This is a genomic window from Winogradskyella maritima (assembly GCF_042650215.1).
Lineage (GTDB): Bacteria > Bacteroidota > Bacteroidia > Flavobacteriales > Flavobacteriaceae > Winogradskyella > Winogradskyella maritima.
In genome coordinates, this window is record NZ_JBHSAT010000023.1 from 340514 (window position 1) to 354512 (window position 13999).

The 13999-nt window shown below is 38.3% G+C and carries 10 protein-coding genes; 2 read left to right on the top strand and 8 right to left on the bottom strand.

What is annotated here, in order from left to right; all coding sequences use genetic code 11:
- Positions 1-63: 63 nt before the first annotated feature.
- Together ACFOSX_RS14755 and pafA are read right to left on the bottom strand one after the other, a co-directional pair.
- Complete coding sequence (locus ACFOSX_RS14755) at positions 64-870, bottom strand: DNA/RNA non-specific endonuclease (protein ID WP_386102965.1); 807 nt, start codon at positions 868-870, stop codon at positions 64-66.
- A 2-nt stretch (positions 871-872) separates the two neighbouring features.
- On the bottom strand, positions 873-2522 hold the full coding sequence (gene pafA, locus ACFOSX_RS14760) for an alkaline phosphatase PafA (protein WP_386102968.1): 1650 nt from the start codon (positions 2520-2522) through the stop codon (positions 873-875).
- Positions 2523-2683: 161 nt separating this feature from the next.
- Between pafA and ACFOSX_RS14765 the strand changes: the two genes are divergently transcribed.
- Together ACFOSX_RS14765 and ACFOSX_RS14770 are read left to right on the top strand one after the other, a co-directional pair.
- On the top strand, positions 2684-3421 hold the full coding sequence (locus ACFOSX_RS14765) for an MlaE family ABC transporter permease (RefSeq protein ID WP_386102971.1): 738 nt from the start codon (positions 2684-2686) through the stop codon (positions 3419-3421).
- Positions 3421-4188: an ABC transporter ATP-binding protein gene (locus ACFOSX_RS14770; protein WP_386102974.1), complete on the top strand. Its 768-nt coding sequence runs from the start codon at positions 3421-3423 to the stop codon at positions 4186-4188. Before ACFOSX_RS14765 ends, ACFOSX_RS14770 begins: the two co-directional genes overlap by 1 nt.
- A 1-nt stretch (position 4189) precedes the next feature.
- On the opposite strand, the gene ACFOSX_RS14775 is transcribed toward ACFOSX_RS14770, so the two are convergent.
- From ACFOSX_RS14775 to ACFOSX_RS14800, 6 genes are all read right to left on the bottom strand, one after another.
- On the bottom strand, positions 4190-5674 hold the full coding sequence (locus ACFOSX_RS14775) for a DUF389 domain-containing protein (protein WP_386102977.1): 1485 nt from the start codon (positions 5672-5674) through the stop codon (positions 4190-4192).
- A gap of 58 nt (positions 5675-5732) precedes the next feature.
- Positions 5733-6812 carry a mannose-1-phosphate guanylyltransferase gene (locus tag ACFOSX_RS14780; protein ID WP_386102980.1) on the bottom strand — a complete coding sequence of 360 codons (1080 nt, stop codon included), beginning with the start codon at positions 6810-6812 and terminating at the stop codon, positions 5733-5735.
- Positions 6813-6824: 12 nt separating this feature from the next.
- Positions 6825-7418 carry a SprT-like domain-containing protein gene (locus ACFOSX_RS14785; protein WP_386103069.1) on the bottom strand — a complete coding sequence of 198 codons (594 nt, stop codon included), beginning with the start codon at positions 7416-7418 and terminating at the stop codon, positions 6825-6827.
- A 2-nt stretch (positions 7419-7420) separates the two neighbouring features.
- Positions 7421-11461: an FG-GAP-like repeat-containing protein gene (locus ACFOSX_RS14790; RefSeq protein ID WP_386102983.1), complete on the bottom strand. Its 4041-nt coding sequence runs from the start codon at positions 11459-11461 to the stop codon at positions 7421-7423.
- 118 nt (positions 11462-11579) lie between these two features.
- Positions 11580-12260: an SDR family NAD(P)-dependent oxidoreductase gene (locus ACFOSX_RS14795; protein WP_386102986.1), complete on the bottom strand. Its 681-nt coding sequence runs from the start codon at positions 12258-12260 to the stop codon at positions 11580-11582.
- Positions 12261-12339: 79 nt separating this feature from the next.
- On the bottom strand, positions 12340-13998 hold the full coding sequence (locus ACFOSX_RS14800) for a pyruvate dehydrogenase complex dihydrolipoamide acetyltransferase (RefSeq protein WP_386102989.1): 1659 nt from the start codon (positions 13996-13998) through the stop codon (positions 12340-12342).
- Position 13999 lies beyond the last annotated feature (1 nt).

Below are 13999 nucleotides of genomic sequence, written 5' to 3' on the forward strand. Positions count from 1 at the left end.
ACTGAATAAAAACTATAAAATGTTAGCTAGCTGACATTTATCTAAAAAGTAATTACTTATCTATTAAAAACTCCAGTTTTTATAAGAAGACTGACGCTCTAAGGTATTCTCAATTTTGTCATTGAGTTGCGGAAAGAAATCGATGCCAGTAAGTTCTTCAATTTGATCGACAGGAACCACAAATTTGTACAGGGCTTCGTTACTATTTTCGTGAGGAATTAAAAAGCCCAACATTTTTGGGCTCTTACTCGATTGGTCATAGATGATTTTATAGAAATACTCAGGGATGGCAACATGTTCTTCTCCAATAGTCTTCAGCTCATCAGAAAGAATTCCACCAGTTACTACAAACACACCATCTTTTCGTTTGGCCCAATAGCGTACTTTTTGTTCAAGACGATTCCAAATACCTGAATTAAACTCGTGCTCCTGCGGTGAAATATTGCTGGTAAGAAAGGTTTCATCATGTGCTTCTTTTGAAAACTTACGGTCGCCAGCCGGACATAAATGCCCACGGTCATAGCCCGAATTTTTATAATTCCGCCAATGCGCGCCTTCTGTTTTCACGCTTTTATCAATCTGAAAATAAGGTCTTTTGTGATTGGTAGAAACCACTTGATTGGCTTTTAATTCATAAGCTACCCATTCTGCTTGTTCGTGTGCTTCACTATATGATAAGGAGTAAAATTTGTGATGAACAACAGAATTAGTGGTGCTTGTCGGTAAAAAATAGGTGTTGGTGTTTTCTTTTTCTGTTTGCCCTTCAGAAATAATAACATCCTGTGTTTCCTTTTCCTGAAGATATTCAAAAGAAAACACTGCAATTAAGATGATTACGGCAATTAGCGATAGAAGGTTTCTTCGTTTCAAGCTTAATCCAATATTTCAGTTAGCGGTCGCCCAGTTGAAGCATTAGGGAATGAAATCCCAAGCATCGCAGAAATAGTTGGTGCGATATCCGGGATGACTGTTCGCTCATAAGACGCTCCCTTTTTGATACCCTTTCCGTAGAAAAGCAAAGGAACATGCGTGTCGTAATTTAAGCCACTACCATGTGTAGACCCGGTTTTACCATAGCTGATAAACGCGGTTTCTGGCACCAAGATTATGTCACCCGATCGCTTTTGATGATAGCCATTTTGCAGAAGCGACTCAATACCTGTAGTGAAATTAAAATTAATCATCGCCTCAGCCGTATACACCTTATCAACTCTATCGTAGGCAATAAGCTCGTTAGCAATATCCCGTCGGATTGCTGTTATATCCAAATTACGTGACACTACCTCTGCTTTATTTAAAAAGACTTGATTGTTGCTCACATTTTCTACCAAACTTTCAGAATTGAATTTTGATTTGATGTATTCTCCAAATCGTGTTCTGGTCTTTTGATTATTCAAATATCCTGAAGGTATCCTGTTTTTATCAAGATAGGCAGGCACATTGATGGCACCATGATCTGCCGTTAAAAAAACAACATACTCACCCGCACCAACTTCAGTATCTAAAAATTGAAAAAATCGTTCTAAATCTGCATCTAAACGGATATAGGTATCTTCAATTTCTTTGGAATTGACTCCAAAATTATGGCCAACATAATCCGTGCTAGAAAAGCTCACTGTAAGAACATCCGTAGTAGCGTCCTTACCCAATTGTTCACCTTTAATAGCGGCCATGGCAAAATCTGCGGTTAAACTATTACCATAAGGTGTGGCCTTAAGAATATCGTAATTGCCATTCTCAGCCTTCAATGCATTAAGGTCATAAGGGAATGCGGCTGTATCTTTTCCGTTAAATCCTCCTTCAAAATTATTTTCATCTGAACCACTTTCTGAATAGGTAGATAGTTCTTTGAATGTGTCCCAAGTTTTAAAATATTGTTCCGCCTTGTCTGAAGCATTAAAAGTCTCCACCCATTCTGGTAATTCGCTAATATAAAAGGAACTGCTAATCCAAGCGCCTTCATCTTTACCATGAAACCAGTATGCCCCATTTGCAGTATGTCCTGCAGGCAAAATAGCACCTCGGTCTTTTAGGGAAATACCTATAGACTTGCCTTTCATTTGCGTGAACAGACGATTCTCATCCGCAAATGTGGTGGTTAGCATTCTGTGAGGGGACATTTTACCTGCGTTATGGGTTGTACCAACAGATGAAACACTCTCATCCCCTGCACAATACACAGTTTCTTTTAAGACTTTATCATACCAATTGTTACCTATAATACCGTGATATTTTGGTGTTGTTCCCGTAAAAATAGACGCATGTCCGGGACCCGTATATGTTGGTATATAGTTATAATGGTTGTTTTTAAAATTGAAGCCTTTACCAGTTAAGCGCTTAAACCCATCATCGCCAAATTGGCTTTCAAATCGGGTGAGATAGTCGTAGCGCATTTGGTCTACCACGATTCCAACGACCAATTTGGGCTTGTCAATCGGAGTGACTTCTTTTTTGTGTTCGCATGATAGCATCAAACAAAAAAAGACTACTAAAATGGCATATATCTTGAGTGGTGTCTTCATTATAAATAAAACATTTAAAGAATGTTCAAAAATACAGATTTAAAGACATCTTAACTTTAAGTTTGGGTTAATAACCATTCAAATTTTCATAATTTAGCGTTGAAGTTTAGTTGTATTTACAATTGACTGCCAACTAAAACACTTCCGAAACAAAATTGCCCATGAGCTACCTTCATAATATTGGGACCTATTTCCTAATGGTAAAGGATATTTTTTACAAGCCCACCAAGTGGTCTGTGATGCGCAAGTTGATTTTTAAAGAAATAGACGACCTCATTATCGGCTCGTTAGGCATCGTGGCATTTATTGCATTTTTTGTTGGCGGGGTAGTTGCAATTCAAACATCTTTAAACATCAGTAATCCACTGATACCAAAATATTTGGTGGGTTTCGCTACACGACAATCCATAATTTTAGAATTTGCCCCAACATTTATCTCCATCATCATGGCCGGTAAAATGGGCTCGTTTATTACCTCCAGTATAGGTACAATGCGGGTGACGGAGCAAATAGATGCGCTAGAAGTAATGGGTATCAACCCAATTAATTATTTGGTGTTTCCAAAATTTATAGCGCTTTCACTTTATCCGTTTGTAATTTCAATTGCTATGTTTTTGGGAATACTTGGAGGCATGGCCGCTTGTGTTTACGGAGGCTACGGCACGCTCGAAGATTATTTATACGGCATCCAAGATGATTTTCAGACCTTTCATTTGGTCTATGCTTTTATAAAAACTTTTGTTTTTGCATTTATATTGGCTACAATCCCATCGTATTACGGTTATTTTATGAGAGGTGGCGCTTTTGAAGTTGGAAAAGCAAGTACTACGGCATTCGTTTGGACCAGTGTGGTCATTATATTATTGAATTACATTTTAACCAGTACCATGTTAGGCTAATGATTGAAGTAAAAGACTTACATAAATCCTTTGGTGACGCCCATATTTTAAAGGGTATCAACACCACGTTTGAGCAAGGCAAGACCAATCTCATCATTGGGCAGAGTGGCTCTGGAAAAACCGTTTTTTTGAAATGCTTACTTGGTCTATTTAAATATGAAAAAGGGACAATTTCTTACGAAGGGAAAGTCTTTCAGAATTTAGATAAAGACGAACAAGGCGATTTGCGTGCGGAAATAGGCATGGTTTTTCAAGGTAGTGCACTCTTTGATTCCATGAACATTCTAGAAAACGTCATGTTCCCGCTCCGCATGTTTACAAAACTCAGCAAGAGTGAAATGCAGGACCGAGCCGATTTTGTATTAAAGCGTGTACAGCTAGAAGATGCCCATTTTAAAAAGCCTAACGAAGCTTCGGGTGGTATGCAGAAACGCGTCGCCATTGCTCGCGCCATAGTCAACCGTCCAAAATATTTGTTTTGTGATGAGCCTAATTCTGGTCTCGACCCCAAAACAGCCATTGTTATTGACAACCTCATTAAGGAAATTACGGAAGAGTTTAATATCACTACGGTGATTAACTCTCACGATATGAATTCCGTTATGGAAATCGGTGAAAAAATTGTCTTTCTTAAAAATGGTTTAAAAGCTTGGGAAGGCTCCAAACATAATATATTTAGTACCGATAACGAAGCTGTCACTGACTTTGTCTATTCGTCTAATCTCTTCAAAAAAGTAAGACGTATGTACAATGAGGATTTACTTTAAGTTATTGTCTTAAAATCAAGACCTTGTCACTTCCTAATTTCTGAATCAACCAAGTGTTTAAGTCTTTTTCCTGAATGGTTTGAAGACTATCAGATAAAGCCGAATTCCACTTAACACTAATCACTTTTACCGTATCTACTTTAATAAAGTCTGACGATTGAAGCATTTCCGCAAACCCGAAATATTGTAAGTCCTTAAATCGTATTTTGGCATCTTTAGATAAGTCTGAATAAGCCTTGAGTTGCGCATCCGATTTGTAAGTAGCTAGCTCTTGGGTTAAACCCGTTGTTGTTCGTCGTAACGAGTCCAATTGATTTTGAAGGCCTTCGATCACGTAATCTTTTTGCTCTATATCTATTGTAGCTTTGTCATAAAGTTCCAAGATTCGGTCAGAGCTTTTATTGGAATTACTAATAATATTTAAATCAAAGTTGTCTATTTTATTATACCCTTTCAATTCATTCTCAAGATCATTTAATGTGGCTTCAGAGATGTCTCCATTAAAATATAATGAAATGGTCTGGTTATCCACATCCATATTCTCACGTTGCAACCATAAAGATTGGTTAGCTTCAATTTCATTTTTAAGAAATGATTTATAAGCCATTTCATACCTGCTGTTTTTCAATACATTCAAAAATGTGAATACCGCAGGAATCATAACAAGTAAAGCAATGAGGTACGCAATTCTAGATATAAATCGTCGTCTTTTTGAATTGGCGTACCGCAACATTGGAAAACGTAAAATCTTCAACACTAAAAATGTTGCAAAGGCAATGAAAATAGTATTAATAATAAAAAGGTACATAGCACCTCTAAAAAACACCCAATTTCCTTGAGCTAAGCCATAACCTGCAGTACATAAAGGAGGCATCAATGCAGTGGCAATAGCAACACCAAAAATAACCGATGCAATAGTGCCTTTTTTAGTTCGTGCAATAATCAATGCCAAACCACCAAAAAATGCAATTAAAACATCCCGAACATCAGGTTGGGTTCTACCGAGTAACTCGTGTAAATCGTAAATATCATTGGTAACTGGGAAGAAATAGAAGAATAAAAATGCAGTTAATAAACTTAAAACGATCATGGTCGCCAAGTTGATTAAAGATCGCTTCAAAGTCTCTATATCATTGACCGCTATAGAGAGCCCTACACCTAAAATCGGCCCCATAAGCGGTGAAATTAACATGGCTCCAATCACTACTGCCGTAGAGTTGGCATTTAAACCAACAGAGGCTACAAAAATAGAGCAAATGAGAATCCATGCTGTGGCACCTTTAAAAGGGATATCTGCTTTTATAGCCGCAATAGTTGCATCCCTATCTGTGTCATGTCTAAAATCTAGTAACTCACTCAGAAAATCGCTAATACTTTCAAAAAGTCCCTTAGCATCCTTACGGACGTTTTCTTTCTTTTCCTCAACGAGTTTTGCTTTGTCATGAGCTTCCTCAGATTCCGAAAAATTAAATTTATTTTCTTCCATTAACTATACACATTCTAAACCTTTCGGTCAGAACTAATTTATTCAATAAATACCATTTTTAGGTTAAATGATCGCCAAACTTGTCCCTAACGCTACCTGAAACCTGTTTTATATCTTGTTCCTTGGATTTTGGATAAATCATTAAAACATCGTCCTTATCCACAATGATGTAATCCTTTAGACCATCTACGACGACAAGTTTTCCATCCTTGGTTCTTATCATATTTCCTGTAGCGTCTTCAGCTAATACCTTTCCATTAACTACGGCATTGTCACTGTCATCTTTATCGAGTTTATCGTAGAGACTTCCCCAGGTACCAAGGTCATTCCAATCAAACGTAGCGGGAATCACATAGATATTATCACTCTTTTCCATAACGGCATAGTCCACTGAAATGTTTTCAGCCTTAGGGTAGTTTTCTTCAATAAATGACCATTCGTCTTCAGTATTGTAAACATCAATACCGCTTTCAAAAAGATGAAACAATTGAGGTTGGTTATTTTTAAAAGCATCGATAACGGTCTCAACATGCCACATAAAGATGCCTGCATTCCAAAGAAAATTTCCTTGTTTTATAAAGGATTGTGCTGTCTGGTAATCTGGCTTCTCTCTAAACTGTGCTACTTCTTTAATTCGGTCTTGATTAGAATCATTAAATTCTATATAGCCATAGCCTGTATTGGGAAATGTCGGCTCAATGCCTAAAGTCATCAGGGCTTTATGCTCTGTACAAAAATCAAAGGCAGATTTTACATTCTCGGTAAATGCATCTTCGTCTTCTATCCAATGATCACTAGGCGCCACGATCATTACTGCATCTTCGTTTTTTTTCTTAATCTTTAGTGAAGCATAAAGGATACAAGGCGCTGTATTTCGCATCGCGGGTTCTAGTACGACCTGCTCCTCAGTAATCTTCGGTAAATTTTCCAAAACCAAATCTTTGTAACGCTCATTAGTAAGAATATAAATATTCTCTTGTGGAATTAATTTAGACAATCTTGAAAACGTCTTCTGTATTAAAGTTTCACCTGTTCCCAACATATCATGAAACTGCTTAGGGTTGTCTTGCGTGCTTACCGGCCAAAATCGGGAGCCTACTCCACCTGCCATTAATATTGCGTAATAATCTTTATTCATGAATTGAAAACGTTAAATTAAATCAACCTCCGCATTTGGATTGAAGAGGTAAATTTTTCCCGTGGCAATCTCTAAACACTCTATTCTTACACGGCGTTTTATTCCTCGTTTAAAAATTCTACCGTTATACAGTCTGAAAGATGCGCCTTCTGGAACTTCAAAAATAAAGGTTTTATCGTTGGGTTCATCAAATTGTTTTAAGGCCAAAGCAAGAGCTTTATCAGAATCGCTAGACGCTTTTGGGTTTTTAAAATGTTTTGCCAAAAGCGGTAGAATGTCATCAGGAAATATTTCAGGACGAATAAATGGTAACATTAAATGCTGAAAAGTTTGCTTCCACTCTTTACCATGAGGTTTAATAAACTTGCCATACTTATCGTAAGCTTTAAAATGCGCAATCTCATGAACCAATGTCATTAAAAAACGAAAGGGATTCAAATTGGAATTTATAGTGATCTGACTTTCCCCGTTTGGCAATTGCCTAAAATCACCATGACGTGTTTTACGTTCCTTTTTGATTTTTATATCGAATGCATTCTGGCTTAACAAGTCTTCAACCAAGTCCCATGATGCTTTTGGTAGTTGTTGTTTAAGAGCTTCAGACATCATTACTTACTCACCACAACCATTTTAGCCGTTTCATTTATAGAAACCATATACAAACCTGAAGCTGTTGTACTTGGCAACTTTATCGTCGTGGTTAGGTTGTTTTCGTTATAAGATCTGCGTTCAATATCAATTTTCCGACCACGGAGATCGTATACAAAAATAGCGTCCGTACTTTGGGTTCCAGTGATGTTCAACTCTTTGGAAGTAGTAGGATTTGGATAAATACGTAATTCCGTAATGGGTTCTTCAAAATCATCAATTGAGTTTGAAGAAAAATAGGGTACAGCAAAATCAAAGGTATCATCGGCTACTTTCTGACCGATAAATCGGCCTGGTAAATCATCGGCTGGTGGGTGGATTCCACCCCAAATACGAGATAAACTAGTTTGGTCGGAAGCATCCCTGTACGTCGCCCACTGCAAAACAACATCTTGTGAAGGTCCTTCTTCAAACACCAAAAACTCATTCTTTTTTGCTACAAATTCACCAACACCACCAGGGAAAAATGGGTCGCCAGTGATTTTTGTCAATAGCTCAGAAGCGGTTCTGGAAAATGTAGAATGACCAGAAACATAGCCCGCAAAAGGCGGTGTCACAAATGTTGGACGTTGGTATGGATACCAATCTTCAGCCAATATCCAACCAACACCTGCTTGATCAACTTCGGTATCATCAATAAAGTCATGACCTTTCCACGTGTACAATTTAATCTTCCCAACATTTTGATTGAAAAATCCCGCCAAAGGATCGCCTTCTTCAACTATTTCAATATAACCATCTATCAATTCTATACCTGAAACACTGTAGTTAGGCAATGTTGGGTCTGAACTTTGCCCTTGTTCATCGGCCATATATCTAATCGCTGAAATTGGACGAATATAATCATACCAACCTTTGACACTCCAAGCAGATATTGCCGCATCGTGCATACCGCCGCCCAAGATAAAATAGGATTTTACGTCCCACTCTAAGCCATCAAGGACTTCACCTTCTCCTTGAAAACGTTTTTCCAATTGAGGATGGTCATTCACGTAATTTAAAATGGTGAACCAATGCCCTGGAGGAGTTTCAGAATCTGGTCCATCTGCCCAAAATTCAGCTAAGACTCTAGCGTAATCACCTCGAGGTACCAAATTTGGTTGGTATGGGCTTTGCGTTGCAGGGTTTATGGTATGACCTTGACTTCCATCACCACCGTCAAAGAAACTATAGAAGCTTGGATAGTCTGAAAAATTGGTAGGGAAATTATTTATATCGGTATTGCCTAAAGCACCTGGAGAAATATCCCACATAACCCCATCCGTAGGATCTAAATGACTTTGCCAAACCGAAACCATGGAAAATCCCCATTTGTATTGTTCGCTTTGGGCGTCTTCTTCAGAAGTATTTAATTGTGGTGGCGCACCGGGATCGTGAAATACTCTATAGGTATCTCCGTTTCTATTGAACTCAGTGACATCATCTTCAGAAAGGGCAAAGGCTTTTACGTTACCCCATTCAGGACCTAAAAATTCAGGAACATTACCATCAACCACGTTGCCACCTTGATCGATAAAAATATCAAGTCCTAATGGTTGCCAACGGTTAGGGTCATTTATTGGAGGATTATTTGGCGCATCTAATCCATAGGGCTCATTCACTGGCTCATAATAAGCATTATCGAATCCTGTTAGCTCTCTGGAACCATCGGCAAGTCCATAATCCAAAATCACCTGAGCTACATAGTTGCCTAAGGCTTTGGCGTTTCCAAATTCATATAATATTGAAGAAAATGTCGTGTCATAACCTAACTTATCCATTAACAAATCCAATCGATGCTGATGTTCTGTAGCGCCTGGTGAGTTTTCAAATCGTTTTGATAATGTACGGTACATAGCATAACTTATGGCTTCGGAAACCGATGTCTCTTTATCTTCAATAGGAATAAATTCCTCAAGCGTACTCGAAAAACCTTGCACCTCATTTCCAATAAGATAAGGTCTTGCTTCTTCATCGTAAATGGCCCAAATGTCATACATCGCCACACTCGTATGAAAAAGATTTCTAGCATGCACGGTCGGCCTTGCAAAGTCACCACGGATGGCTTGTAGCAAAACTTCATTCCATAATCTAGCTACCGAAATGTTGTCTGGTAAATTATTGGCGGTTAATTCCACAGTTATTGAGACTGGTAGGCTAGAACACTCGGCACCAACTTCTACAACACTTATAGAACCCTGCTCTTCAATTTCCCATAAAACAGATATGGTATTTGTGCCTTGTCCACTTAAAATTTCGCCACCAGATACGGACCAATTTGCGGTAGATCCGTTCGCAATGTTATAAGTATAATTTTCGTTGGCATATACCGAAGCCGAAAGACTACCTTGTATACTTGATGATTCTAGATAAGTACATGAGCCATCATCTAATGTGGCCTCAGGATTAAAAGAACAGGACTGTGGATCCCGGCAACCATATATTTTTGGACTTGGTTGCACATCTAAAACCGTTAAACCCTGACCTTCAACAGCCTTTGAAATGGCATTTATGGCTACATCCGTGTATGTTTCCACCAAACCTGATGGCCATTGTATTTCCAGTTCTTCAATATCAGCGTCCGTATTTAAACCAAAATGCACCGGCTGTAAACTCTGACTTAAAAAGCCAACACCCGAATGATAACGGATAAAGTCACCGCTTATGGTTTTAATTTTAACTATTGTCCCGATGGCGTTTCTATTGGATGTAGTACCTTCTAAACTTAATTTAAACCAATTCTTGGCAGGTGTTTCATCATCAAAATTGAGCAATGTATTTTCATATAAAAAGGTCTTGCCGTCATTATTAGTGATCAATAAATCAATATCACCATCATTATCATAATCAAAATCTATGGCTTCAACGCTAATAGTCTGCTCATCTAAACCTAGAATAGCTGATTGGTCCATAAACTTGTTTTGTCCTTCAACCGTCATATTCTGAAAGTAGAAATTTGGTTCAAAATCTCTATTCTCAAAGTCATAGCCATTGGCGACAAACAAGTCTTCATCACCATCTAAGTCAAAATCGGAAAACCGTGTTCCCCATGCCCAGAGTGTATTACCCACATTCATAGCATCGGCCGTCTCCGTAAAGGTATTATCTCCGTTATTGGTTAGTAAAAAATTATCATCAATAGCGGTGATGAAAATATCAAAAGCCCCATCTAAATTATAGTCCCCAATAGTAATACCCATATCATCACCCATGGTATCGACACCAAAAGTCTGCGCTTGATTGGAAAAACTGGAACCGTTAGAACTAATAAACAAACTATTAGGCTCATCAAAATCATTGGACACATACAAATCCATAAACCCATCTTGATTAAAATCAAAAGGCAAAGCTGTGTAACTTGCTAAACCTGTCTGTGCTTGAATACCGGAAGAAACTGTAACGTCTTCAAATGAGCCATTGCCTCTATTTCTGTATAATTGATTACTTGCGCATTCGTCCCAATCACTGATGTAGATATCCAGAAAACCATCATTATCATAATCGAACCAAGTGGCCCCTGTGTTACGGCATTCATTTGTAGTATCAAATCCAGCAATGCCAGTTACGTTAGCAAATGTGCCATTGCCTAAATTACGCCATAGCTGTACTTTATAAGAATAGGTTAAAAACAAATCCGGGAAGCCATCATTATTATAATCACCCCAAGAAGCTCCACTCTTTTGGCCATCCAGACCAAACCAATCATCACCACCTTCTTCTTGAGACAACAGATTATCTAAACCTGCAAATTCCGTGACATCAGTAAAAGAACCGTTATTATCATTTCTAAATAAACGGCTAAAAGTTTTTGGACTATTAGGATCATCTTTTGCTTTTGCCACCACAAAAATATCCAAGTCGTTATCGCCATCATAGTCAGCAACAGCTACGCCATTATTATCTTCAAGAATGTCTAGACCTACAACGGCCTCAACTCTATTAAAATTTTGTCCGTAGGATAGCCCTGAAATAAATAGGATGAACAGACAAAAACATGGATGAAACGGTACTTTTTTAAGCATCGAACAATTTTTTTCTAAATATAAAAATTACTCTTAAAAAATCGTTAAATCGAGTGTTAATCTGTTTAGGAAATATGAGTCGTCAATTTGAAGAAATCTTAATTCTTAATTGAAATCTCTAAGGCGTAGAATTTGCCACCTGAAGCAACTTACCATTGTAAAACTGTTGCCCGTTTAAAGCAAAATCACCGATATAAGATGCCATTTGTTCTGCGGATACTGGCGCTAGATAGCCCGGAAAAGCTTCCTCCAACATTTCAGTTTGTACAGCACCCAAAGCCAAAACATTAAAACTGATGCCCGCTTCTTTGTATTCCTCTGCCAATAATTCGGTTAAGGTAATGACTGCGCCTTTGCTAGAACTGTAGGCCGACAAGCCAGGAAACTTCGCACTTCCTTGAACACCACCCATAGAACTGATAGTCACAACATGCGCTCCTTTTTTCAAAAAGGGAATCACTTTTCGGGTTAATTCTGAAACACCGAAAACGTTAGTTTTATAGATTTTTTCAAAGTCGGACCAAGTGGTTTCGGCAAATGCCTTATTCAAAAGTTGACCCGCGTTATTGATGAGTATGTCAACCTGTTGCCAATTCGCTTGTACAAAAGACTCTACTAAACCATAGGCTTTTGAATCACATAAATCAAAATTAAATGCTTCCACGTTTGATAAATTCAAGGAGGCAATGGGCTCAGCATTTCTTGACAATGCCAAAACGTTGTGACCTTGTTTTGCAAATAACTTTACCAATTGAAAGCCTATACCTCGACTTGTTCCAGTAATAATGATGTTTTTCATGTGTCTAAGATAAAAAATCCCGTTTCCAATCGATTAAAAATCGAAGAAACAGGATTTAAATATTCTGAATAAATAAGTTCTATAATAACATCGTTATTGGGTTTTCAATATACCCTTTCAACGTTTGAAGGAATTGTGCGCCCGTTGCACCATCAACTGTTCTGTGGTCACAGGCCATAGTTAATTTTATGGTATTACCTGCAACAACTTGACCCTCTTTAACCACTGGTTTTGATACAATGGTACCGACTGATAAAATAGCAGAATTTGGTTGATTAATAATTGAAGTGAAACTTTCAATACCGAACATACCTAGATTTGAAATGGTAAAAGTACTGCCTTCCATTTCTTCCAAGGTCAATTTTTTATCCCTTGCCCGTGAAGCATAATCTTTTACCGATGCGCCTATTTGAGGCAGGCTCTGCTCGTTGGCAAAACGAACCACAGGCACCACCAAACCATCTGGTACAGCAACGGCAACACCGATGTGCACATGATTGTTGAGTTGCATTCTATCGTCAAACCATCTTGAATTGACTTGCGGATGCTGTTTTAATGCTAAAGCACAGGCCTTGACAATCATATCATTATAAGATATTTTTGTGTCTGGCATAGAGTTATATTGCGCTCTAAACGCTATTGCATTTTCCATATCAAACTCCACATTGAGGTAATAATGTGGGGCTGTGAATTTAGACTTCGCTAGATTCTTGGCAATCGCTTTACGCATGTTTGAATTTGGCACCTCATCAAAATCTTCTTGACCTGTAGGTACAAACTTACCAACTGGTGCACCGGCTGATGATGGTGTATAATTTTCGATATCACGCTTTACGATTCTACCATTTTCACCAGAACCGTTGACTTGTGATAAATTGATGCCTTTTTCTTCTGCCATTTTTTTGGCGAGTGGTGAGGCAAAAACACGGCCATCATTTGATGAAGACGTCTCGACTGCGCTCGACGTGACAGCAGGTTTTGAAGATTCTTTTTTCTCTTCCTTCTTTTCTTCTTTTTTAGGTGTTTGCTTCTTTGATTCTTCCTTTTTGGCTTCTGGTTTGGCTCCGCCAGCTTTAAAGTTCTTGGCAATCCCAGAAACATCCGTTCCCTCAGGGCCAATAATCGCCAAAAGCGAGTCTACTTTTGCGGATTCGCCTTCTTGTAAACCAACATGTAACAATGTACCTGATTGGAAGGATTCAAACTCCATAGTCGCTTTATCCGTTTCTATTTCAGCAAGAATATCGCCTTCTTCTACATCGTCACCAATATGTTTTAACCAAGATGCTACGGTACCTTCTTCCATGGTATCAGATAATCTCGGCATGGTAACCACGATTACACCTTCAGGAATATCTGCAGTTTCAGTAGTTTCGTTTTCCTCTTCAGATGTCTCTTCGTTAGCTTCAGAATCGTCAGAATCGTCACCATCTTCTTTTTTCTCTTCTGATGTATCTTCAGACTTAGATCCTCCATTCAATAAGTCAGAAATATCTTCCCCTTCCTCACCGATAATCGCCAAAAGCTCATCAACCTTGGTCGTTTCACCTTCCTGTACACCAATATGAAGCAAGGTTCCTTCGTGAAAGGATTCAAACTCCATTGTCGCTTTATCCGTTTCAATTTCAGCAAGGATATCACCTTCTTCAATTTTGTCACCAACACTTTTCAACCAAGAGGCTACTGTGCCTTCTTCCATGGTATCCGATAATCTCGGCATATTAATTACTTCTGCCATA

Bases quoted from the DNA above. Each gene is read 5' to 3' on its own strand.
- ACFOSX_RS14770 (WP_386102974.1), top strand. From the start codon at position 3,421: ATGATTGAAGTAAAAGACTTACATAAATCCTTTGGTGACGCCCATATT.
- ACFOSX_RS14775 (WP_386102977.1), bottom strand. From the start codon at position 5,674: ATGGAAGAAAATAAATTTAATTTTTCGGAATCTGAGGAAGCTCATGAC.
- ACFOSX_RS14765 (WP_386102971.1), top strand. From the start codon at position 2,684: ATGAGCTACCTTCATAATATTGGGACCTATTTCCTAATGGTAAAGGAT.
- pafA (WP_386102968.1), bottom strand. From the start codon at position 2,522: ATGAAGACACCACTCAAGATATATGCCATTTTAGTAGTCTTTTTTTGT.
- ACFOSX_RS14800 (WP_386102989.1), bottom strand. From the start codon at position 13,998: ATGGCAGAAGTAATTAATATGCCGAGATTATCGGATACCATGGAAGAA.
- ACFOSX_RS14780 (WP_386102980.1), bottom strand. From the start codon at position 6,812: ATGAATAAAGATTATTACGCAATATTAATGGCAGGTGGAGTAGGCTCC.
- ACFOSX_RS14795 (WP_386102986.1), bottom strand. From the start codon at position 12,260: ATGAAAAACATCATTATTACTGGAACAAGTCGAGGTATAGGCTTTCAA.
- ACFOSX_RS14785 (WP_386103069.1), bottom strand. From the start codon at position 7,418: ATGTCTGAAGCTCTTAAACAACAACTACCAAAAGCATCATGGGACTTG.
- ACFOSX_RS14790 (WP_386102983.1), bottom strand. From the start codon at position 11,461: ATGCTTAAAAAAGTACCGTTTCATCCATGTTTTTGTCTGTTCATCCTA.